This is a genomic window from Vibrio sp. T13N, assembly GCF_032970445.1.
GTDB classification, from domain to species: Bacteria; Pseudomonadota; Gammaproteobacteria; order Enterobacterales; family Vibrionaceae; genus Vibrio; species Vibrio diabolicus.
Genome location: NZ_JAWJYE010000019.1, coordinates 1 through 20,988, shown reverse-complemented (window position 1 = coordinate 20,988; position 20,988 = coordinate 1). Strand labels below are relative to the sequence as shown.

The following is a 20,988-nucleotide window of genomic DNA, read 5'->3' as shown; positions in this document are numbered from 1 at the left end:
ATCTTTTTTTTAATTGGAGCAAACCGATGGAACGGATTACGGTCAACCTAGCTGAGCGTAGCTACCCAATCTCTATTGGCGCCGGGTTATTTGAGGACCCGGCGTACCTCTCTCAAGTTCTCTCAAACAAAAATGCAAAACAAAAAGTTGTTGTGATCAGTAATGTCACAGTGGCGCCTTTGTATGCTGACAAAATTTTAAAGCAACTCGAGCAGCTCGGTTGTAGTGCATCCTTGTTAGAATTGCCTGACGGCGAACAGTACAAAAACTTGGATGTGTTTAACCAAGTGATGAACTTCCTCCTCGAGGGGAATTACGCTCGTGATGTTGTGATCATCGCGTTAGGTGGTGGCGTTATTGGCGACCTTGTGGGTTTTGCTTCTGCCTGTTACCAGCGTGGGGTCGACTTTATTCAAATACCAACGACATTACTATCTCAAGTGGACTCTTCGGTGGGGGGAAAAACCGCGGTTAACCATCCGTTGGGTAAGAACATGATAGGTGCGTTTTACCAACCTAAAGCCGTGATCATCGATACCAACTGTTTATCGACGTTGCCTGAGCGTGAATTCGCAGCAGGTATCGCAGAAGTCATTAAGTACGGCATCATTTACGATGCAGACTTTTTTGTATGGTTGGAAGAAAACCTTGAACGCTTGTACGCGTTGGATGAAGAGGCGCTAACTTATGCCATTGCACGTTGCTGTGAAATAAAAGCGGAAGTGGTGGCTCAGGATGAGAAAGAATCGGGCATCCGCGCTCTGCTCAACTTAGGTCACACCTTTGGTCATGCGATTGAAGCTGAGCTTGGCTACGGCAATTGGCTGCATGGTGAAGCGGTTTCTGCTGGCACGGTTATGGCGGCCAAAACTTCGCATCTGCGCGGTCTTATCTCAGCAGAGCAATTTGAGCGTATTGTTGCGATTTTGCGTCGTGCCAAACTGCCTGTTCATACTCCAGAAAGTATGAGCTTCGATGACTTCCTCAAACATATGATGCGAGATAAAAAAGTCCTCTCTGGTCAATTAAGATTAGTTCTACCTACAGGCATTGGTAGTGCCGAGGTCATTGCTGATACGACACAAGACGTACTCAAACAGGCGATAGACTTCGGTCGCGATATTTAACCTTGTAATGGCGCCTTTGGGCGTCATTCTTGTAGTGTATTAAGGTTATTAGATGAGTGTTGCTCACGTTCTGGAATTAGATTCTCAAATCGAGTTGCTTGATAGGTTAGGATTGCTGACTAATTTTGGTTCCAACTTCATTGCGATTAATGGTCATGATGGTTATGGAAAATCTTGGTTAGCGCAGCGATACCTTGAAGTGGGTGCCAGTAACAAGAATCAATGTTTGTTACTTTGTCATTCTAATCAAGATGATGTGCAGCGCCGCATCCTTATTTTGAGTCAACTGGTTTCGGACGCATTGTTTAATCAGCAAGAGCCTTTACTTGATAGTCTCGAAAGACTATTGGGTGATGAGCCTTGTGATATCTCGATTGTGGTTGATGATGCGCATTTATTAAGTGAGACGCTCGTTTCTGAGCTTTGGATGCTGGTTTTAGAGGCGCATCATAAGCCGAATTGGACCATCAATGTCTTATTATTTACGCAGTCTGGGCGCTTAGAAGGATTGCTGTCACGTCTCAGTTACGGACAAGAGATAAAGCCTGTTGAGCTTGATATTGATATGTTGTCCGAAGTGGAAGCCCGTCGTTTCTTTGAATCACTTGTTGCGCGCTATGTTGATGATGAGGCGGAGAAGCGGGTTCGAGATGCATTTAAAAAAGTTGACCCAGTACCGGGTGACATCATGGCGTTAGGAGAGATGAAAGTGGAAAAAAGGATCATTATCCGCTCGATTGTCGGTTCACCGCTGAATATTGCGTTAGTGGTATTAGCATTACTGTTGCTTGCTGCTGGTGGCTATTGGTGGATGTATAATCAACCAAGCCCTGATGATAAAGCGCAGCAAATTGCTGGTAGTTTAGAGCAAACGGCTATTCCAACTTTTGAAGATTCAGGAATCAGTGCTGCGCAGTCTTCACTACAATCTGTGACTGATGACACTAGCAGTAGCCTTGATGGCTCTGGCGCGATTGATGATTCTGATTCATTACCGCCAGCAGTAACGGAAGAAGTGGCGAGCGTTGGCAGTGATGATAATCAACAGAGAGTGGTGATTGAGTCGAATGTGGTCGATGCATTGCTTGAAGGTAAAGCTGATTCAGCAGACACAAAAGCGATTGATGATGTTATAGGCGTTGAGAAGCAAGACGCCACTGATGAAACCAGCTCACCCCTAATAAAAGTCGTAAAACCAAATCAAGGTATGACGCAAACTTCTGCTCGGTCAGGAGAAGACGGTGCGAAGCAGCCTGTGGTTAAGTTTTCATTTGCTCGCGAAGAATTAAAAGCACTATCACCAAGAGCCTATACACTGCAGCTTGCTGCTATGACGTCACTGGAGGATGTACAAGCCTTCCTCGATGAGCATCAGCTGAATAATCAAGTACGAATTTATCCTACCGTTCGCAATGACACCGAGTGGTATATCATCACATACCAAGATTATCCGACAATTCAAATGGCTCGCGATGCCGTTGCAAGCTTGCCTGATTCGGTTAAGTCGGTGAGTCCTTGGGCAAAATCACTCCGTCAGGTTCATCGCGAAATTGATCGCGTGAAATAAACCTGAGCTTCGCTGAAAAATATGTTACATTCCGCAGCCTTAATTTTTGGTCGATAGATAGAGCAGTAGATGAAAAAGCAACGAGCCTTTCTTAAATGGGCAGGAGGAAAATACGGACTGGTTGAAGACATCCAACGTCATTTACCGCCGGCTCGAAAGCTAGTTGAACCTTTTGTTGGCGCGGGCTCAGTTTTTCTGAATACCGACTATGACCATTACCTACTGGCAGATATCAATCCAGATCTGATCAATCTGTACAACCTACTGAAAGAACGCCCGGAAGAGTACATCTCTGAAGCGAAGCGTTGGTTTGTCGCTGAGAACAACCGTAAAGAAGCTTACTTACACATTCGCGCTGAGTTTAATAAAACCGATGACGTGATGTACCGCTCTTTAGCGTTTTTGTACATGAACCGCTTTGGTTTTAATGGTCTATGCCGTTACAACAAAAAAGGCGGTTTTAACGTTCCGTTCGGTTCATATAAAAAGCCTTACTTCCCAGAGGCGGAATTGGAGTTTTTTGCCGAAAAAGCCAAGAAAGCCACGTTCGTTTGTGAAGGTTATCCAGAAACTTTTCGTCGAGCACGTAAGGGGAGTGTGGTGTATTGCGACCCTCCTTATGCACCGCTTTCAAACACGGCAAATTTCACCTCATACGCAGGTAATGGTTTCACGTTGGATGATCAGGCTGCATTAGCCGACATTGCTGAAAGAACGGCGACTGAGCGTGGTATTCCGGTTTTGATTTCTAACCACGACACTACGCTGACGCGTCGGTTGTATCACGGTGCGGATCTCAATGTAGTAAAAGTGAAGCGCACCATTAGCCGCAATGGCAGTGGTCGTAATAAAGTCGATGAGCTGCTTGCGCTTTTTCATGCCCCTGAGATGGATCAACCAAGCTCTTAGTTCTCACACTATTAAATCTAAATAGTGGATCTCCCCACAGGCTTCGGTAGAATTGCGCGCAGATTGTTTGCTCATTACTACTGAGGTCAGGTATGAAAGATTTTCTTATTGCTCCATCCATTTTATCGGCAGATTTTGCTCGTCTCGGTGAAGATGTCGAGAAAGTACTCTCAGCGGGTGCGGATGTGGTGCATTTCGACGTTATGGATAACCACTATGTACCAAACCTGACTTTTGGTGCACCTGTGTGTAAAGCACTACGCGATTACGGCATCACCGCACCAATCGATGTTCACCTAATGGTGAAACCGGTTGACCGCATTATTCCTGATTTCGCAAAAGCGGGTGCGTCGATGATTACATTCCATGTGGAAGCTTCTGATCATGTAGACCGAACACTGCAGTTAATTAAAGAGCACGGCTGTCAGGCTGGTGTGGTACTAAATCCAGCAACGCCACTTGCGAGCCTTGAGTTCATCATGGACAAAGTCGACATGATTCTACTGATGTCGGTTAACCCTGGCTTTGGTGGTCAATCATTCATTCCTCACACGCTAGATAAACTGCGTGCAGTTCGTAAGATGATCGATGAGTCTGGTCGCGATATCCGTTTAGAAATTGATGGCGGTGTGAAGGTTGACAACATTCGTGAAATCGCAGAAGCGGGCGCAGACATGTTTGTTGCAGGCTCGGCGATTTTCGGTCAGCCAGATTACAAACAAGTGATCGACCAAATGCGCACGGAACTGGCTGAAGTAAAATAAGTCCCGATATACGCGCGATAATGCCCTGATTTTAAAGGCTGTCACTTTATTGGCAGCCTTTGTTATTTCTAGCGTTGGATGAAATAAAATATCCCCTGCGTTGAGCAAATAATCACTTGCCTATTTTGCGCCCTTTCTGTACTATTCGTGCTCCTTAAACTCAGTCAATTATCTTTAGTTCCTTGCTTCCTCTGGACGACTGAGCCATTTGTGGAAGCTGAATAATCCGTAAGGAGCAACCAATGCGTCATTACGAAATCGTATTCATGGTGCACCCAGATCAAAGCGAGCAAGTTGCTGGCATGATCGAGCGTTACACTGGTTCAATCACTGAAGCTGGCGGTAAAATCCACCGTCTAGAAGACTGGGGCCGTCGTCAACTGGCTTACCCAATCAACAAGCTTCACAAAGCTCACTACGTTCTTATGAACGTTGAAGCTGACCAAGCTGTAATTGATGAGCTAGAAACTGCTTTCCGTTTCAACGATGCAGTTCTACGTAACATGATCATGCGTACTAAAGCAGCGATCACTGAGCAATCTATCATGCTTAAGCAAAAAGAAGAGCGTGCTCCACGTCGTGAAGAGCGTTCTGAAGCTAAGCCTGAAGCTAAGTCAGAAGCTGCTGAGTAAGTTTTCTTATGGCCAATCGAATGGAGCTGAGCGGCACCATAGCCAAACCGCCCATTCGTAGTAAAAGCCCTGGTGGCATTGAACACTGTCGGTTTTGGCTGGAGCATCGCTCTACTATTATCGAAGCTGACTTACCTCGACAAGTTTATTGTCGTATGCCGGTAGTCGTCAGCGGGCTTGGGTCACAAGCACTAACTCAGAATTTAGTTCAAGGCAGTAACATTAAGGTAAGTGGTTTTGTCACTTATCAAACCGGCCGAAATGGCGTGGGAAAATTAGTGTTACACGCCGACAACATTACTCAAATTTAAGATCAGGAGATAGCCCATGGCTCGTTTCTTCCGTCGTCGTAAATTCTGCCGTTTCACTGCAGAAGGCGTACAAGAGATTGATTACAAAGACGTAGCAACTCTTAAAAACTACATCACTGAAGCTGGTAAAATCGTACCTAGCCGTATCACTGGTACAAGCGCTAAGTACCAGCGTCAACTAGCACGTGCTATCAAGCGTTCACGCTACCTAGCTCTACTACCGTACACTGACAAGCATCAGTAATCGGTTCATTTTATTAAGAAAGAGGATTAAGCAATGCAAGTTATTCTACTTGATAAAATTGGTAACCTAGGTGGTCTTGGCGATACTGCAAACGTTAAATCTGGCTACGCTCGTAACTTCCTTATCCCACAAGGTAAAGCAGTTATGGCAACTAAAGCTAACGTTGAAATGTTTGAAGCTCGTCGTGCTGAACTAGAAGCTAAAGTTGCTGAGCAACTAGCTGCTGCAGAAGCTCGCGCAGAGAAAGTTAACGCTCTAGAAGCTGTAGTTATCGCTTCTAAAGCTGGTGACGAAGGCAAACTATTCGGTTCTATCGGTACTCGTGACATCGCTGATGCTATCACAGCTGCAGGCGTTGAAGTTGCTAAGAGCGAAGTTCGCCTTCCTGAAGGTGCTCTACGTACAACTGGTGAGTTCGAGATCAGCGTTCAACTTCACTCTGAAGTTTTCGCAACTGTGAACCTACAAGTTGTTGCTGCTGAGTAATTCAGTATCAAGACGAAATACTAAAAAGCACCTCTTCGGAGGTGCTTTTTTTATTTCTAAAACTGGGAGAAAAAACGGGTTAAAAAGCGAAGAGTAAATTAACGGAAAATACGCTATCCGCTTTGCTTAAGCCTTCAGGCACTTTATCGTGATACTGACGAGAGTGTGCCAGCTTCAGTGCAATATCTTCAGTAATATCATTGGTCACGCTGAGTTCACTATCGGCCCGAGTGTTACTTTTACCTGTTACCAACGTAATATCAGCCGCGAAACTCAGATTATCTAATGCGTGCCAAGTCGTATTGATATTCCCTCGAAAAATGCCTTCTCGAACGATATCGGGAAAGACAATGTCGTCATCATCTATCTCATCTAAATTTGGTTCTTGATAACGAAAACCAGGACCGACTTCTACCTCTAAAATGAAGTTTTCAGTGTAGGAAAACTGGTAACCCAAACCACCTGATAAGGTGTAGTCTTTAAAATAGGCACTGTAACGAGAATCCACCCCTTTAAAGCTGCCATACAAATACGTTTTAGGGCCTAACTTGTAGTCACTCTGTAGGGCGTAGGTGGATGAGCGTTTGTCTTCTTCACCGTCTTTGTACAAGTTGTAGTACTTCCATTCACCATTAGAACGGTGTCGACCTGACGTATATTCAGCACTCAAACGAGCATTCAGGGAACGAGAGTCCGTGTTACCTGTGTGAGCTTGATAGCCGAACTCCACCTCGGTTTTTAATGGGTCGGGCACATCAATATTTTGCTCTGGCTGTACTGATTCGTCAGCATACGATGCACTAGCGCATAGTAGGCTAAAGCTAAGTAACCAGTATCGGGACACATCAACCTCGAACGTAATTAAAAAGGAGGGGCATGATACTGATACAGATATTTTGTTGGGTCAATGGTAGGTTAATTTTTATTAGAGCTGGGCGGAAGAACCAGGCTATTACTTGTGCGGTTCGCATGTTGATTTCTTAACAAGTAATTGTCGCTTCGGGGAAGCATCTCAGTTAGGTTAAGGTTATAATCGTGGGTCAATAGTAGTTATCGAGCAAAGTCATGGCGGAAAACAGAAATCGCAAACCTTCAGACAGTCAGGTCGACGCAATCAAAGTGCCACCTCACTCACTAGAAGCCGAGCAATCAGTAATTGGTGGTCTTTTACTGGACAATGAACGTTGGGACACCGTTGCCGAACGTGTTGTAAGCAGTGATTTCTATAGTCGTCCGCATCGCCTAATTTTTGAAGGTGTAAAAACCATTCTTGAAGCGGGCAAGCCTCTCGATCTTATTACTTTATCGGAATACCTGGAGCGTCACGAGCAATTAGAAGATGTGGGCGGTTTTGCTTACCTTGCAGATTTGGCGAAAAACACGCCAAGCGCCGCTAACATTAATGCGTACGCTGATATTGTTGCCGAACGTGCGATTGTCCGTGGTTTGATCGGTGTCGCGAATGAGATTGCGGATGCGGGTTACGATCCTCAAGGTCGAAGTTCGGAAGATCTGATTGATATGGCGGAGAGCAAAGTTTTCGCCATCGCTGAGTCACGAACCAGTGAAAACGAAGGGCCACAAAATGTCGATAACATACTCGAAAAGACGTTAGAACGTATCGAGTTGTTATATAAAACGCCGCAAGATGGTGTAACGGGTGTCGACACAGGTTTCACTGACCTCAATAAGAAAACCGCAGGTTTGCAAGGTTCTGATTTGGTGATTGTCGCGGCGCGTCCATCTATGGGTAAAACGACCTTTGCGATGAACTTGTGTGAAAATGCGGCCATGCAACAAGAGAAACCTGTGCTTATTTTCTCGCTAGAGATGCCAGCCGAGCAGTTGATGATGCGTATGTTGGCCTCTTTGTCTCGCGTTGACCAAACCAAGATCCGTACGGGTCAGTTGGATGACGAAGACTGGGCGCGTATTTCTTCTACTATGGGTATCTTGATGCAGAAGAAAAACATGTACATTGATGACAGCTCCGGTCTAACTCCGACCGAAGTGCGTTCACGCGCTCGCCGTATCGCACGTGAACATGGCGGTCTGTCGATGATCATGGTCGACTACCTTCAGCTTATGCGCGTGCCTGCACTCTCTGATAACCGTACGCTGGAAATCGCGGAGATTTCGCGCTCTCTGAAAGCGCTGGCAAAAGAGCTCAATGTGCCCGTCGTGGCGCTGTCTCAGCTTAACCGTTCCCTAGAGCAACGTTCAGATAAACGCCCAGTAAACTCGGACTTGCGTGAGTCGGGCTCTATCGAGCAGGATGCCGACTTGATCATGTTCATCTACCGTGACGAGGTGTATCACCCAGATAGCCCATACAAAGGTACGGCAGAAATAATCATTGGTAAGCAACGTAACGGTCCTATCGGCTCTGTGCGTCTCACCTTCCAAGGTCAACACTCGCGCTTTGACAACTACGCGGGTCCTGCATTCGATATTGATGATGAGTAACCCCATGAGCTATATGAAAGCGGCCAAGGCGTGCATTGATTTGTCTGCGTTGCAGCACAACTTACAGCGCGTGAAAGCGCAAGCGCCCCAAAGTAAAGTGATGGCTGTAGTGAAGGCCAATGGCTATGGTCACGGATTACGTCACGTTGCAAAACATGCCAACCATGCGGATGCCTTTGGTGTTGCGCGCATTGAAGAAGCGTTGCAACTGCGCGCTTGTGGCGTGGTAAAGCCGATTCTATTGCTAGAAGGTTTTTACTCTCCAGGTGACTTACCTGTTCTTGTGACGAACAACATCCAAACCGTGGTGCATTGTGAAGAGCAGCTTATCGCTTTGGAGCAAGCCGACCTTGAAACTCCGGTTGTCGTGTGGCTTAAGATTGACAGTGGGATGCACCGTCTTGGCGTTCGCCCTGAGCAATATGATGAGTTTGTCACGCGGTTGAAAGAGTGTCCAAATGTAGCCAAGCCGTTACGTTACATGAGTCACTTTGGATGTGCAGATGAGCTGGATAGCCATATCACTCCCCAACAGATTGAGCTGTTTAAGTCGTTGACCTCTGGTTGTCAGGGGGAGCGTTCACTTGCGGCATCTGCGGGGTTGTTGGCATGGCCTCAAAGCCATTTGGATTGGGTTCGTCCGGGCATCATCATGTATGGTGTATCGCCATTTGATGACAAGACCGCACAAGATCTGGGGTATCAACCCGTGATGACACTTAAATCCCATCTTATTGCGGTACGTGAAGTTAAGAAGGGCGAAAGTGTTGGCTACGGCGGTATGTGGACCAGTAAGCGAGATACAAAAGTCGGTGTCATCGCTGTAGGGTATGGCGACGGTTACCCAAGAAGTGCCCCGAACGGCACGCCGGTTTGGGTAAATGGTCGTAAAGTACCTATCGCAGGTCGAGTTTCCATGGATATGCTGACGGTCGATTTGGGACCAGATGCAACGGATAAAGTCAGCGACGAAGCGATTCTTTGGGGGAAAGAGCTCCCAGTAGAAGAAGTGGCGGGTCACATTGGTACCATTGCGTATGAACTCGTGACTAAGCTAACGCCTCGCGTCGAGATGGAGTACTCAAAATAAACAGCGAAAGGCTAACCTAAGGTTAGCCTTTGTTTTATCTACTCACCGTTAATCGTAGCAATAACGCGGCGGCCGCCGCCATAGTCTCGGTGCTCACCTAAGTAAATGCCCTGCCATGTTCCTAAAGCTAATCGACCATTTTGGATTGGTATCGTCACACTACTGCCAAGTAGGGATGCTTTAATGTGTGCTGGCATGTCGTCATCCCCCTCATAGGTGTGCTGATAATAAGGAGCACGCTCTGGCACAAACTTATTGAAGTGCGCTTCCATATCCATACGCACGGTTGGATCAGCATTCTCATTTAAGGTCAAACTGGCGGAGGTATGTTGAATAAATAGGTGTAATAAACCTACCGAAAGCTCGTTTATTTGTGGTAATTGTTGTTCAATTTCATCAGTTATTAGGTGAAAACCGCGGCTTCTCGCTTTTAATTGCAGTGTTTTTTGTGCCCACATACGTGTTCCTTTGGAAATTTATAAATTGGCGTCTATCCTATTCCAATTAGAGCCTGTCATTAGTAAGTGATATGATTCTTGTCATCGTAAATGAATTGTTCATTTTCAGGGCAGGGAACGTGACCTAACTCAATGTGAGTGTAAATACTCTCAGTCATAATTGGCACCTGAAAAAAAATTACAAAGACTTGTTTTGTGGCAATTCGCCCAAACATCTAATTAATATTCTATTTGCTAAATCGGGGATTCCACAGTTTTCGCTAGACTGTAAGGAATGGAACCTACTGTAACATCGGGATAAAGACCATGTTGAAAAATATCAATCCAACGCAAACACAAGCTTGGAAAGCGCTAACTGCGCATTTCGAATCTGCACAAGATATGGATCTTAAAGAGTTATTTGCTCAAGACGCAGCGCGTTTCGACAAATACTCTGCACGTTTCGGCTCAGACATCCTAGTCGATTACTCAAAGAACCTCATCAATGAGGAAACTCTGAAGCACCTGTTCGCTCTTGCGAACGAGACTGAGCTGAAATCTGCAATTGAAGCGATGTTCAGTGGTGAAGCGATCAACCAAACAGAAGGTCGCGCTGTTCTTCACACTGCACTACGTAACCGCGCGAATACACCAGTAATGGTAGACGGCGAAGACGTAATGCCAGCAGTGAACGCGGTTCTAGAAAAAATGAAATCATTCACTGAACGCGTTATCGGCGGTGAGTGGAAAGGTTACACAGGTAAAGCAATTACAGATATCGTGAACATCGGTATCGGTGGTTCTGACCTTGGTCCTTACATGGTGACGGAAGCTCTAGCACCATACAAAAATCATCTAAACCTTCACTTCGTATCTAACGTTGATGGTACTCACATCGTTGAAACGTTGAAGAAAGTTAACCCAGAAACGACGCTATTCTTGATCGCGTCTAAGACGTTCACAACGCAAGAAACCATGACTAACGCGCACACTGCTCGTGATTGGTTCTTAGAGTCAGCGGGCGATCAAGCGCACGTGGCTAAGCACTTTGCTGCGCTTTCAACGAACGCGACAGCCGTGTCTGAATTCGGTATTGATACCGCGAACATGTTCGAATTCTGGGACTGGGTTGGTGGCCGTTACTCACTATGGTCTGCAATCGGTCTATCAATCGCATTAGCGGTAGGTTACGACAACTTCGTTGAGCTGCTTGAAGGTGCTCACGAGATGGACAAGCACTTCGTATCAACAGACCTAGAAAGCAACATCCCTGTGATCCTTGCGCTTATCGGTATTTGGTACAACAACTTCCACGGTGCGGAATCAGAAGCTATCTTACCTTACGATCAGTACATGCACCGTTTCGCGGCGTACTTCCAACAAGGTAACATGGAATCAAACGGTAAATACGTTGACCGTGAAGGCAATGCCGTGACTTACCAAACGGGCCCTGTTATTTGGGGTGAACCAGGTACCAACGGTCAGCACGCGTTCTACCAACTGATTCACCAAGGCACTAAGCTGATCCCATGTGACTTCATTGCACCTGCAATCAGCCACAACCCAGCTAGCGATCATCACCAAAAACTGATGTCCAACTTCTTTGCGCAAACTGAAGCACTAGCGTTTGGTAAGAGTGAAGAAACAGTGAAAGAAGAGTTGGTGAAAGCAGGTAAGAACGCTGAAGAAGTGGCAGCGATCGCGCCATTCAAAGTGTTTGAAGGTAACCGTCCAACAAACTCTATCCTAGTGAAGCAAATCACGCCTCGTACGCTAGGTAACTTGATCGCAATGTACGAACACAAAATTTTCGTACAAGGTGTTATCTGGAATATCTTCAGCTTTGACCAATGGGGCGTGGAGCTAGGTAAACAACTGGCTAACCAAATCCTACCTGAGCTTGCAGACGAGTCTCAAATCAGCTCGCACGACAGCTCAACAAATGGTCTAATCAACGCATTTAAAGCGTTCAAAGCTTAATGTTTGAATAGATAAAGAAAAGGTCAGCAAGTGCTGACCTTTTTTATTGCCTGAGGCAGAAACAAAATAGGTTGGCCAGTGCCAACCTATTTTTTCTCTTTTATTCGAAGCAGATTTCGATAAAGGCATTTCCCCACTGGGAAGAGAAAGGCATGATGATGATTGAGCCCTCACATTTGTGGCGAATGGTATGGCCTCGGCCAGAAACCACTACCGGTGTTGCCATATCAAAATCAAAACCACTTTCCGCCAGAATGCGTTTCGCACCACCAGTAACCATATTGGTGATCTCACCCACCATATCGGTGACCTCTTCATTGAGTCCATTTGGACGCTCACCAAGCATGTTCTGCATGATTTCTAGAGCTAGCGCTTCATCAAAGGTAATCGACATTGAACCACGAGTTTGTGGACCTACCATGCCAATCAGACCAGAAACGTCACCTCGTGCGATCTCATCTTTTTTGATTCGCGGTTTTTGTGGCTTCAGCTCAAGAGAAGCCATGGTTTTTAGCACGTTCATTAAAGAAGCTAAAAACGGGTTTACAAATTCAGCGCGCATAACGTTCTTCTATACTTTTTCTTTCGTCTCGGAGGAACAGGCCTGGCATTCACCATGAGTTTCAATAACTTGGTTGGTCAGTTTGAATCCATGCTTCTCGGCGTTTTCGGCTAACAAGGATATCAGCGTCTCATCTTCGAGTTCAACGACATCACCACATTTATCGCAAATTAGTAATTGGAAAAAGTGCTGCTGAGTATTGAAAGAACAACAAGTAATAAAGCTATTTGTCGATTCCACTCGGTGGATGAAGCCTTGCTCTAGGAGAAAATCTAATGCTCGATAAACAGTGGGAGGCTTAGCCTGAGGCTCACTCTCTTTTAGTTGCTCCAATAGCTCATACGCACTTGAGGCGCGGCGATTAGAACAAATGAGTTCAAATACGCGTCGGCGTTGCGGAGTCAATCGTACTCCACGCTCTGCGCAGATACTTTCAATTTGTTCAATGATTGTTGGGTTCAAACCTTTCACCATAACTATCGGACGTGCTCTATGATAAATCATTTCTATACGAAGTTCGTTTAGAAATGCTTCATTTTACCCACTATCAGAACGAAAATCATGAATTAAAGCAAGTCGGTGGTGGTGTGAAGTCGGAATAGTCATCACAGAATGAATCAACGAGTGACGAATTCGTATTACTGCTGCATATTCTTAAGCATTTGGCTAGCCAGCCAACCAAATCATTCTCGCTGAAACTAGCACCTAGAGGTGCTTGGGTATACAATACCCGACTTATTTTTTGAGCGTACTGCTGCGCTCGACCTTGGCAACATAAAAACGGGTGTTTATATCATGACTCATTCTTGCAGGCTCTCCGTAGCACCAATGCTCGACTGGACCGATCGTCATTGTCGCTACTTCCATCGCTTAATGACCAAAGAAACCCTGCTGTACACTGAAATGGTGACGACAGGTGCGATCATTCATGGAAAAGGAGATTTCCTGGCTTACAACGAAGAAGAGCATCCGTTGGCCCTTCAGTTGGGTGGTTCAAACCCAGAAGACTTGGCAAAGTGTGCCAAACTGGCTCAAGAGCGTGGCTATGATGAGGTTAACCTCAATGTGGGTTGCCCGTCTGACCGTGTACAAAACGGTCGCTTTGGTGCTTGCCTAATGGCGGAACCACAGTTGGTTGCGGATTGTGTCGCTGCAATGAAGGACGTGGTTGATATTCCTGTGACAGTCAAGACTCGTATTGGTATTGATGATCAAGATTCTTACGAGTTCCTAACGGATTTCATTTCTATTGTTTCAGAAAAGGGTGGCTGTGAGCAGTTCACTATCCATGCTCGTAAAGCTTGGTTAAGTGGTTTAAGCCCAAAAGAAAACCGCGAGATCCCACCATTGGATTACCCACGCGCTTACCAATTGAAGCAAGACTTCTCACACCTAACGATTGCGATTAACGGTGGCGTGAAATCATTAGAAGAAGCAAAAGCACATCTTCAGCATCTTGACGGTGTGATGATTGGTCGTGAAGCATACCAAAGCCCATATTTACTGGCATCGGTAGACCAAGAGTTGTTTGGCTCTAATGCTCCAGTGAAGAAACGCAGCGAAATTGTTGAAGAGATGTATCCATACATTGAAGCGCAATTAGCGAAAGGTGCGTACCTTGGTCATATTACCCGCCACATGTTAGGTTTGTTCCAAAGCATGCCCGGTGCTCGTCAATGGCGTCGTCATATCAGTGAAAATGCGCACAAACCAGGTTCTGGTCTAGAAGTGCTGCAAGACGCGTTAGCGAAGATTCCAAAAGAATTGAATGTGTAAAATTCACCAGTGGTTGGCTAAAATTACCAACTAAAGAACAAGTAAGCCAGAGTGCAGAAATGCCTCTGGCTTTATTTTTGAATAAAAATCATTGTGTTATCGTTATCTTGGTAAGTTGGTATGGAAACTGCTCTGTTTATTAAAAACAAATGGAGAAGTGATTATGTTGGAGCTAATCTTTATTTTAGTCTTTGCGGCGACCCTATTGGTTACCGGTATCACAATGATGACCGTATTCGCAGCAACCGGTATTGCGTTAGTTGTGATGTTTTTACTGGGAATGGTCGGAGCGGTACTCAAACTATTGCCATGGTTAATCGTGATTGCATTGGGTGTTTGGTTCTTCAAGAATTACGTTGCCCAGCCCCGCTATAAATAACGAGTGACATGATTTAGTTGATAGAGAGACGTGAGAGTATGGTATATTTCCTCTCACGTCTTCAACGTGAACATCAGCTATCTCGGAGTACACACTACATGACAAATAAAGCGACCATCGCTTTAACAGCATTATCGTTGGCAGTATCTTTTCCTGTTTTTGCAGAATATTCTGTATCGACGAAAGTCGGCGCAGAGATCTGGGCTGCTGACACTAAAGTAAATGAAGTAAGACGAGATAGCAGCACAACAGGCGCATTTTACGCGGCGATTGAACATGATGTTAAATACGTTCCTAATGCGCGCCTTCGTTACTCAAGTGTTGATGCGGATTACATGGGGTTCGATAAGCTCGATTTCACCATGTACTACCAAGTTCTGGAGCATGATTTATTGCATTTTGATGCGGGTGTTACATTCAGTAATTTAAGTGACACTAAATACATTGATGCTGGCTCAAACAAGCGTATAGAAGAGTTTGATGAGCTGATTTGGGCTTGGTACGGTTACGCAGAGATTCAAGTTCCGGACACAAATTTTGATGTGATTGGTGAGATAAACTTTGGTGACAACAAAGGTATCAAAAGCACTGATTTCATGGCCGGTGTTCAATACCATGTACCGCTCGAAAAAGCTCAACTGGCTTTTCGTGGTGGTTACCGCGTGATTGATTTGGAGTCCGAGAAATTCATGTCGGATCTAGGGAAAGAGTTTATTTTTGCTAACGGCTTTTTTGTGAGTGCAGAATACGCATTCTAAATGCAGCCAGATTAGATACTCGATTTTTTAAAACGTCGCTTTATAAGCGGCGTTTTTTTATATCACTTCATTATATCCAATCGAATTTTCTGCCTATTTTGCTGACTTAGACCATGCTTACCTAGGAGCAATGTGAAAGTTAAAGCAGGGATAGCGATGACAATAAACGAACTAAGACATCTATTCCGTGAAAACCAGCTTGTCGAAGCGATTATTGAACCTGCAATCCAAGAGGGTGGCTGGGTTGTGGAGTTCAGACATGCGCGCGGTGGTTTTGTTTTTCTGACGGACAGTCATGGTGAAGAATGTCTTTATGAAGATTTGGATGCAGCGTCAAAATCGGCAATGGCAGTAGGCTTTCAACAAGTCCGCATTGAAGATCGATGAGCAAAAAATAAGCCGTTCTTACTTCCAAAAAGTTATAAAACATTCACTTCTATTCTTTCTTGTTATTAAGGAGAGTGGGTACTCTATCGTCACGCAATGAATAGGGATGTCGTGATAATGTCTTTTCAAAAGAATGAGTATTCTCACAAGAATGTGTCTGAAGATAATAATGGGCAAGGAGGAAATCCTCCAATCGCAAGCCCTCTGAATGACCAACAAATTAGCTCACTCCAACAAACTGTCTCTGAGTTGTCTTCACAGCAACTTGCTTGGGTCAGTGGGTATTTTTGGGGATTAGCTCAAAATCAACCAAATACAGCGGTAACGCCAATTGCACAAGCGACGGCAGCCGTATCAGCGAAGCCTGCAGGTAAGTTGAGTATTATTTTTGCTTCCCAAACTGGCAACGCTAAAGGCGTTGCTGAAGCTCTAGAACAGGAAGCAAAAGCAGAAGGAATTGCTGTCGAACTTTTTGATGCAAGTGATTACAAAGGTAAAAACTTAGCCAAAGAAACACATGTCATTATTGTGGCATCGACGAATGGCGAAGGCGAAGCACCAGATAACGCTATAGAGCTACACGAGTTTTTGCAATCTAAGAAAGCTCCTAAGCTGTCAAACCTTCAATATGGCGTTATTGCTCTGGGTGACTCGAGCTACGAATTCTTCTGCCAAACCGGTAAAGACTTCGACGCTTACCTATCAAAGTTAGGCGCGACCCCATTTATCGATCGTCTTGATTGCGATGTGGATTATGAAGCACCAGCAGCTGAATGGCGTAAGAATGCGTTAGGTAAGGTAAAAGATACGCTTTCTTCTGGCACTGAAGCGGATGTGGTTCAACTTCCTGTGGGTCAGGCGGCGACTGCGCACTCTCCTTACAATAAACAAAACCCATACACAGCGACGTTACTGACCAGTCAAAAAATCACGGGTCGTGATTCTGGAAAGGATGTTCGTCATATAGAAATTGACTTGGAAGGTTCGGGGTTAACGTATCAGCCTGGTGATGCGCTAGGTGTGTGGTTTGAAAATAGTTCAGAACTTGCTAATGCCATTCTTGGTAAGGTCGGTTTGTCTGGGGTTGAAACCGTTGATGTTGATGGCGAAAGCTTGTCAATCCATAGTGCTCTCGTGAGTAAATATGAAATCACAACATCTAACCCTCAGCTCATTACAAAGTTTGCCGAGTTATCCGGTAGCAAGAAGCTACAAAAGCTGGTTGACGATAAAGATAAACTTCGCGAGTACTCTGCCAATACTCAAATTGTTGATGTATTGGCAGAGAAGAAAACCAAGTTAACCGCAGATGAGTTGATTAGTTTGCTTCGTCGTCTTACTCCTCGCCTTTACTCTATTGCATCAAGCCAAGAAGAGGTCGATGAAGAAGTACACCTAACGGTTGCTTTGGTTGAGTACGAACAAAACGACGAAAAACGATATGGTGGTGCGTCGAGCTTCTTAGCACAGCGTCTCGAAGAGGGAGATGAAGTTAAAGTATTTGTTGAGCATAACAACAACTTTAAACTGCCGGAAGATGATAGCACTCCAATTATCATGGTTGGTCCAGGCACAGGGATCGCACCATTCCGTAGCTTTATTCAGGAACGTGAAAACCGCGATGCTGAAGGCAAAAACTGGTTGTTCTTTGGTGATCGTACTTTCACTCAAGACTTCTTATACCAAGTTGAATGGCAAAAGTACCTCAAGTCAGGAGTACTAAGCCGATTGGATGTTGCTTTTAGTCGTGACCAAGTAGAAAAAGTTTACGTACAACATCGCATCTTAGAAAACGCCGCTCAAGTGTGGCAGTGGATCCAAGAAGGCGCTTATATCTATGTCTGCGGTGATGCCACTCGTATGGCAAAAGATGTGCACGACGCACTGGTTATCGTTGCTGAACAAGAAGGCAAGATGCCGCGTGACGATGCGGAACAATTTATTAATGACCTACGTAAAGCGAAACGTTATCAGAGGGATGTGTACTAATGACTTTTTCTACGGACAATAATAAGCAGGTTGTATTAGGTGAAGAGTTAGGGCCGCTATCTGATAACGAGCGCCTGAAGCGAGAAAGTAACTTATTACGTGGCACCATTGAGCAAGATTTACAGGACCGTATTACTGGTGGCTTTACTGCCGACAATTTCCAGTTAATTCGTTTCCACGGTATGTATCAGCAAGACGATCGTGATATCCGCAATGAACGCACAAAGCAAAAGCTAGAGCCATTGCATAACGTGATGCTTCGTGCTCGTATGCCTGGAGGCATCATCACGCCAACGCAATGGTTAGCGATCGACAAGTTCGCAACGGAGCACTCTTTATATGGAAGTATTCGTCTGACAACTCGCCAAACGTTCCAGTTTCATGGGGTATTAAAACCGAATATTAAGTTGATGCATCAAACGCTCAACAGTATTGGCATTGATTCGATTGCAACCGCGGGTGATGTAAACCGAAACGTGTTGTGTACCACTAACCCAGTGGAGTCAGAGTTACACCAAGAAGCTTACGAATGGGCGAAGAAGATCAGTGAGCATCTATTACCAAAGACGCGCGCTTATGCAGAGATTTGGCTGGACGGTGAGAAAGTAGAAAGCACTGAAGAAGATGAACCTATTCTAGGCAAGAACTACTTACCACGTAAGTTTAAAACCACGGTGGTGATCCCACCGCAAAATGACGTAGACGTTCATGCCAATGATCTTAACTTCGTAGCAATTGCGGATAACGGCAAGTTGGTAGGCTTTAACGTTTTAGTTGGCGGCGGCCTAGCGATGACACATGGTGATACGTCAACTTATCCGCGCCGCGCTGACGACTTAGGTTTCATCCCATTAGAGAAAACGCTTGATGTTGCAGCGGCGGTGGTTACCACTCAGCGTGATTGGGGTAATCGCTCAAACCGTAAGAATGCCAAAACCAAATACACACTTGACCGTGTAGGTACTGATGTCTTTAAAGCCGAAGTCGAAAAGCGAGCAGGCATTCAGTTTGAAGCAAGCCGCCCGTACGAGTTTACTGAGCGTGGTGACCGTATTGGTTGGGTAGAAGGAATTGATGGTAAATATCATTTAGCGCTTTTCATCGAAAACGGTCGCTTATTAGACTTTCCAGGTAAACCACTTAAGACGGGTGTTGCTGAAATTGCCAAAATCCATAAAGGCGATTTCCGTATGACTGCCAACCAGAACTTAATTGTTGCGGGGGTACCTAAAAGCGAAAAAGCGAAGATCGAAAAGATCGCTCGTGAACATGGCTTGATGGATGACAATATCAGTGAGCAGCGCAAAAATTCAATGGCGTGTGTTGCCTTTCCAACGTGTCCGTTAGCAATGGCAGAGGCAGAGCGTTTTCTTCCTCAGTTTGTTACTGATGTGGAGGGGATTTTGGAAAAGCACAACCTACCAGAAAATGACAACATCATTTTGCGTGTAACTGGATGTCCAAACGGTTGTGGTCGCGCCATGTTGGCTGAAATTGGTTTAGTTGGTAAAGCGCCAGGTCGTTACAACCTACATTTAGGTGGTAACCGTGCTGGTACTCGAGTACCAAAAATGTACAAAGAGAACATCACGGATAAGCAAATCTTAGAAGAGATTGATCTGCTGGTGGCTCGATGGTCGAAAGAGCGTGAAGAAGGCGAAGCCTTCGGCGATTTCACAATTCGTGCTGGTATTATCCAAGAAGTGCTCGTATCAAAGAGGGACTTTCATGCTTGATTCTGTAGCATCCAGGCTTGAGCTTACAGAGTTATTGACATTAACAAAGACGGAGCAAATCCTCCGTCTTGCTCAAATTAATGTCGAGCTCGAAAAGCTTTCGGCACAAGATAGAGTAAAGTGGGCTTTAGAAAATCTAGAGGGCGAGTTTGCGGTTTCTTCTAGTTTTGGTATTCAAGCCGCGGTTATGCTTCATTTAGTGACTCAAGTCAAAGCGGATATCCCCGTCATTCTAACCGATACAGGATACCTGTTTGCTGAAACCTATCAATTCATTGATGAGCTGACAGATGCTCTCAACCTAAACTTAAAAGTTTATCGAGCGAAAGAAAGTGCGAATTGGCAAGAGGCTCGATATGGAAAGTTATGGGAGCAGGGTGTAGAGGGAATTGAAAAATACAACAAGCTCAATAAAGTGGAGCCAATGCGTCGAGCGCTAAAAGAGCTTAATGTTGGAACGTGGTTCTCTGGACTGCGTCGAGAGCAAAGTAAATCTCGTGCAGGTTTACCGATTCTATCAATTCAGAACGGTGTGTTTAAATTTCTACCAGTAATTGATTGGACTAATAAAGACGTTCATTACTACTTAGAACAACACGGCCTTAAATACCACCCATTGTGGGATGAAGGTTACCTTTCAGTTGGTGATACACATACCACTCGTAAATGGGAGCCGGGAATGTCAGAGGAAGAAACTCGATTCTTTGGCTTAAAGCGAGAATGTGGCCTACACGAAGATGATGGTTCTGAACAAGATGGGTCTGGCATATAGCCATAATGCTCTTTAAATAGAGTTTAGGTTAAGTTTAATAAAGATAGCTGCAATAAAGCAGCTTTCTTTATTTATGGTACTTGAAAAACACGTCTCAAAGAACAACTCTGTGGATAAGTTGTGTGAGAGTTTGGGGTAAAGTTGAATAAATAAAGCTTTGATCGAAAACTCATCGTTTAACCATTATTTTTGCAATTTTTGAAAAATAACACTTGCCAATGTGAGCGCGATCTCTATAATGCCTCCTCGTCGACAGGGCAAGGCCTCACAAGGGTTTAAGCGAAGTTGATAAGGCTGAAAAGAAAAACGAAATAATTTGAAGAAAGTGTTTGACACAATAAATTATCTCGCTAGAATGGCCGCCTCTTCCGAAGTGATGTCAATCACAAAGAAGAGTTGCTCTTTAACAATATAGACCTATCAATCTGTGTGGGCACTCGTTGATGATAATCCAATTAGAAGCTTCGGCTTCAAATTAGGTTTCAATGAAACGAAGTGACCATTGAATCTTCGGATTCAGCACAGTCAATTCAAACATTACTTTATGTAATGTTCAGTATTCATTGAGCCCAACAAAATCTTAAATTGAAGAGTTTGATCATGGCTCAGATTGAAC

Annotated in this window: 22 protein-coding genes; 18 read left to right on the top strand and 4 right to left on the bottom strand. The window is 44.9% G+C overall.

Annotated elements, in window-relative coordinates:
- The first annotated feature begins 26 nt into the window (after positions 1–26).
- From aroB to rplI, 8 genes are all read left to right on the top strand, one after another.
- Positions 27–1,127: a 3-dehydroquinate synthase gene (gene aroB / locus R2S67_RS20915; RefSeq protein ID WP_046874636.1), complete on the top strand. Its 1,101-nt coding sequence runs from the start codon at positions 27–29 to the stop codon at positions 1,125–1,127.
- A 52-nt stretch (positions 1,128–1,179) separates the two neighbouring features.
- Positions 1,180–2,694: an SPOR domain-containing protein gene (locus R2S67_RS20910; protein WP_317346933.1), complete on the top strand. Its 1,515-nt coding sequence runs from the start codon at positions 1,180–1,182 to the stop codon at positions 2,692–2,694.
- A 69-nt stretch (positions 2,695–2,763) separates the two neighbouring features.
- Entirely contained in the window at positions 2,764–3,603 is an 840-nt protein-coding gene (locus tag R2S67_RS20905) for a Dam family site-specific DNA-(adenine-N6)-methyltransferase (RefSeq protein ID WP_005395710.1), read from the top strand.
- A 92-nt stretch (positions 3,604–3,695) separates the two neighbouring features.
- Entirely contained in the window at positions 3,696–4,367 is a 672-nt protein-coding gene (gene rpe, locus R2S67_RS20900) for a ribulose-phosphate 3-epimerase (protein WP_139059621.1), read from the top strand.
- Positions 4,368–4,609: 242 nt separating this feature from the next.
- A complete protein-coding gene (rpsF, locus tag R2S67_RS20895; protein WP_005381299.1) occupies positions 4,610–4,999 on the top strand; it encodes a 30S ribosomal protein S6 in 390 nt (129 codons plus the stop codon).
- A gap of 8 nt (positions 5,000–5,007) precedes the next feature.
- Entirely contained in the window at positions 5,008–5,310 is a 303-nt protein-coding gene (priB, locus tag R2S67_RS20890; RefSeq protein WP_005381298.1) for a primosomal replication protein N, read from the top strand.
- A 16-nt stretch (positions 5,311–5,326) separates the two neighbouring features.
- On the top strand, positions 5,327–5,554 hold the full coding sequence (gene rpsR / locus R2S67_RS20885; RefSeq protein WP_000090472.1) for a 30S ribosomal protein S18: 228 nt from the start codon (positions 5,327–5,329) through the stop codon (positions 5,552–5,554).
- 33 nt (positions 5,555–5,587) lie between these two features.
- A complete protein-coding gene (gene rplI / locus R2S67_RS20880; RefSeq protein ID WP_005381278.1) occupies positions 5,588–6,040 on the top strand; it encodes a 50S ribosomal protein L9 in 453 nt (150 codons plus the stop codon).
- Between the two features lie 79 nt (positions 6,041–6,119).
- Here the strand turns inward: rplI and R2S67_RS20875 are convergent, their stop codons facing one another.
- A complete protein-coding gene (locus R2S67_RS20875) occupies positions 6,120–6,884 on the bottom strand; it encodes a DUF481 domain-containing protein (RefSeq protein ID WP_006743223.1) in 765 nt (254 codons plus the stop codon).
- Positions 6,885–7,105: 221 nt separating this feature from the next.
- Between R2S67_RS20875 and R2S67_RS20870 the strand changes: the two genes are divergently transcribed.
- Positions 7,106–8,506 (top strand): replicative DNA helicase, encoded by a 1,401-nt coding sequence (locus R2S67_RS20870; RefSeq protein ID WP_005395704.1) that lies wholly within the window; start codon positions 7,106–7,108, stop codon positions 8,504–8,506.
- Positions 8,507–8,519: 13 nt separating this feature from the next.
- Positions 8,520–9,596 (top strand): alanine racemase, encoded by a 1,077-nt coding sequence (gene alr, locus R2S67_RS20865; protein ID WP_041853013.1) that lies wholly within the window; start codon positions 8,520–8,522, stop codon positions 9,594–9,596.
- A gap of 38 nt (positions 9,597–9,634) precedes the next feature.
- Here the strand turns inward: alr and R2S67_RS20860 are convergent, their stop codons facing one another.
- Positions 9,635–10,054 carry a secondary thiamine-phosphate synthase enzyme YjbQ gene (locus tag R2S67_RS20860; protein WP_085344358.1) on the bottom strand — a complete coding sequence of 140 codons (420 nt, stop codon included), beginning with the start codon at positions 10,052–10,054 and terminating at the stop codon, positions 9,635–9,637.
- 306 nt (positions 10,055–10,360) lie between these two features.
- On the opposite strand from R2S67_RS20860, the gene pgi reads away from it, so the two are divergent.
- Complete coding sequence (pgi, locus tag R2S67_RS20855) at positions 10,361–12,013, top strand: glucose-6-phosphate isomerase (RefSeq protein WP_317346867.1); 1,653 nt, start codon at positions 10,361–10,363, stop codon at positions 12,011–12,013.
- A 100-nt stretch (positions 12,014–12,113) separates the two neighbouring features.
- Here the strand turns inward: pgi and R2S67_RS20850 are convergent, their stop codons facing one another.
- Positions 12,114–12,575, bottom strand: a complete 462-nt coding sequence (locus R2S67_RS20850) for a chemotaxis protein CheX (protein WP_005381269.1) — start codon at positions 12,573–12,575, stop codon at positions 12,114–12,116.
- A gap of 9 nt (positions 12,576–12,584) precedes the next feature.
- Positions 12,585–13,049: a zinc uptake transcriptional repressor Zur gene (zur, locus tag R2S67_RS20845; RefSeq protein WP_005381268.1), complete on the bottom strand. Its 465-nt coding sequence runs from the start codon at positions 13,047–13,049 to the stop codon at positions 12,585–12,587.
- A gap of 321 nt (positions 13,050–13,370) precedes the next feature.
- Between zur and dusA the strand changes: the two genes are divergently transcribed.
- The 7 genes from dusA to R2S67_RS20810 all read left to right on the top strand — a co-directional run bounded on the left by dusA (position 13,371) and on the right by R2S67_RS20810 (position 20,372).
- Positions 13,371–14,351, top strand: a complete 981-nt coding sequence (dusA, locus tag R2S67_RS20840; protein WP_109170353.1) for a tRNA dihydrouridine(20/20a) synthase DusA — start codon at positions 13,371–13,373, stop codon at positions 14,349–14,351.
- Between the two features lie 163 nt (positions 14,352–14,514).
- Positions 14,515–14,730, top strand: a complete 216-nt coding sequence (gene pspG, locus R2S67_RS20835; RefSeq protein ID WP_005398086.1) for an envelope stress response protein PspG — start codon at positions 14,515–14,517, stop codon at positions 14,728–14,730.
- A 98-nt stretch (positions 14,731–14,828) separates the two neighbouring features.
- Positions 14,829–15,488, top strand: coding sequence for a TIGR04219 family outer membrane beta-barrel protein (locus tag R2S67_RS20830; protein ID WP_104971004.1), 660 nt, complete (start codon positions 14,829–14,831; stop codon positions 15,486–15,488).
- Positions 15,489–15,644: 156 nt separating this feature from the next.
- On the top strand, positions 15,645–15,875 hold the full coding sequence (locus R2S67_RS20825) for a hypothetical protein (protein WP_005455817.1): 231 nt from the start codon (positions 15,645–15,647) through the stop codon (positions 15,873–15,875).
- Between the two features lie 117 nt (positions 15,876–15,992).
- On the top strand, positions 15,993–17,864 hold the full coding sequence (locus tag R2S67_RS20820; protein ID WP_074191318.1) for an assimilatory sulfite reductase (NADPH) flavoprotein subunit: 1,872 nt from the start codon (positions 15,993–15,995) through the stop codon (positions 17,862–17,864).
- Positions 17,864–19,600, top strand: coding sequence for an assimilatory sulfite reductase (NADPH) hemoprotein subunit (gene cysI / locus R2S67_RS20815; protein ID WP_006743229.1), 1,737 nt, complete (start codon positions 17,864–17,866; stop codon positions 19,598–19,600). The genes R2S67_RS20820 and cysI overlap by 1 nt, the downstream gene beginning before the upstream one ends.
- A complete protein-coding gene (locus tag R2S67_RS20810; protein ID WP_006743230.1) occupies positions 19,593–20,372 on the top strand; it encodes a phosphoadenylyl-sulfate reductase in 780 nt (259 codons plus the stop codon). Before cysI ends, R2S67_RS20810 begins: the two co-directional genes overlap by 8 nt.
- Positions 20,373–20,988 lie beyond the last annotated feature (616 nt).

What these genes read in the sequence shown, in the direction of transcription:
- alr (WP_041853013.1), top strand. Translation starts at nt 8,520, where the DNA reads ATGAAAGCGGCCAAGGCGTGCATTGATTTGTCTGCGTTGCAGCACAAC.
- R2S67_RS20820 (WP_074191318.1), top strand. Translation starts at nt 15,993, where the DNA reads ATGTCTTTTCAAAAGAATGAGTATTCTCACAAGAATGTGTCTGAAGAT.
- dusA (WP_109170353.1), top strand. Translation starts at nt 13,371, where the DNA reads ATGACTCATTCTTGCAGGCTCTCCGTAGCACCAATGCTCGACTGGACC.
- pspG (WP_005398086.1), top strand. Translation starts at nt 14,515, where the DNA reads ATGTTGGAGCTAATCTTTATTTTAGTCTTTGCGGCGACCCTATTGGTT.
- zur (WP_005381268.1), bottom strand. Translation starts at nt 13,049, where the DNA reads ATGGTGAAAGGTTTGAACCCAACAATCATTGAACAAATTGAAAGTATC.
- rpsR (WP_000090472.1), top strand. Translation starts at nt 5,327, where the DNA reads ATGGCTCGTTTCTTCCGTCGTCGTAAATTCTGCCGTTTCACTGCAGAA.
- R2S67_RS20850 (WP_005381269.1), bottom strand. Translation starts at nt 12,575, where the DNA reads ATGCGCGCTGAATTTGTAAACCCGTTTTTAGCTTCTTTAATGAACGTG.
- priB (WP_005381298.1), top strand. Translation starts at nt 5,008, where the DNA reads ATGGCCAATCGAATGGAGCTGAGCGGCACCATAGCCAAACCGCCCATT.
- aroB (WP_046874636.1), top strand. Translation starts at nt 27, where the DNA reads ATGGAACGGATTACGGTCAACCTAGCTGAGCGTAGCTACCCAATCTCT.
- R2S67_RS20910 (WP_317346933.1), top strand. Translation starts at nt 1,180, where the DNA reads ATGAGTGTTGCTCACGTTCTGGAATTAGATTCTCAAATCGAGTTGCTT.
- R2S67_RS20810 (WP_006743230.1), top strand. Translation starts at nt 19,593, where the DNA reads ATGCTTGATTCTGTAGCATCCAGGCTTGAGCTTACAGAGTTATTGACA.
- R2S67_RS20825 (WP_005455817.1), top strand. Translation starts at nt 15,645, where the DNA reads ATGACAATAAACGAACTAAGACATCTATTCCGTGAAAACCAGCTTGTC.
- cysI (WP_006743229.1), top strand. Translation starts at nt 17,864, where the DNA reads ATGACTTTTTCTACGGACAATAATAAGCAGGTTGTATTAGGTGAAGAG.
- R2S67_RS20860 (WP_085344358.1), bottom strand. Translation starts at nt 10,054, where the DNA reads ATGTGGGCACAAAAAACACTGCAATTAAAAGCGAGAAGCCGCGGTTTT.
- R2S67_RS20870 (WP_005395704.1), top strand. Translation starts at nt 7,106, where the DNA reads ATGGCGGAAAACAGAAATCGCAAACCTTCAGACAGTCAGGTCGACGCA.
- rpe (WP_139059621.1), top strand. Translation starts at nt 3,696, where the DNA reads ATGAAAGATTTTCTTATTGCTCCATCCATTTTATCGGCAGATTTTGCT.
- rplI (WP_005381278.1), top strand. Translation starts at nt 5,588, where the DNA reads ATGCAAGTTATTCTACTTGATAAAATTGGTAACCTAGGTGGTCTTGGC.
- R2S67_RS20905 (WP_005395710.1), top strand. Translation starts at nt 2,764, where the DNA reads ATGAAAAAGCAACGAGCCTTTCTTAAATGGGCAGGAGGAAAATACGGA.
- rpsF (WP_005381299.1), top strand. Translation starts at nt 4,610, where the DNA reads ATGCGTCATTACGAAATCGTATTCATGGTGCACCCAGATCAAAGCGAG.
- R2S67_RS20830 (WP_104971004.1), top strand. Translation starts at nt 14,829, where the DNA reads ATGACAAATAAAGCGACCATCGCTTTAACAGCATTATCGTTGGCAGTA.
- pgi (WP_317346867.1), top strand. Translation starts at nt 10,361, where the DNA reads ATGTTGAAAAATATCAATCCAACGCAAACACAAGCTTGGAAAGCGCTA.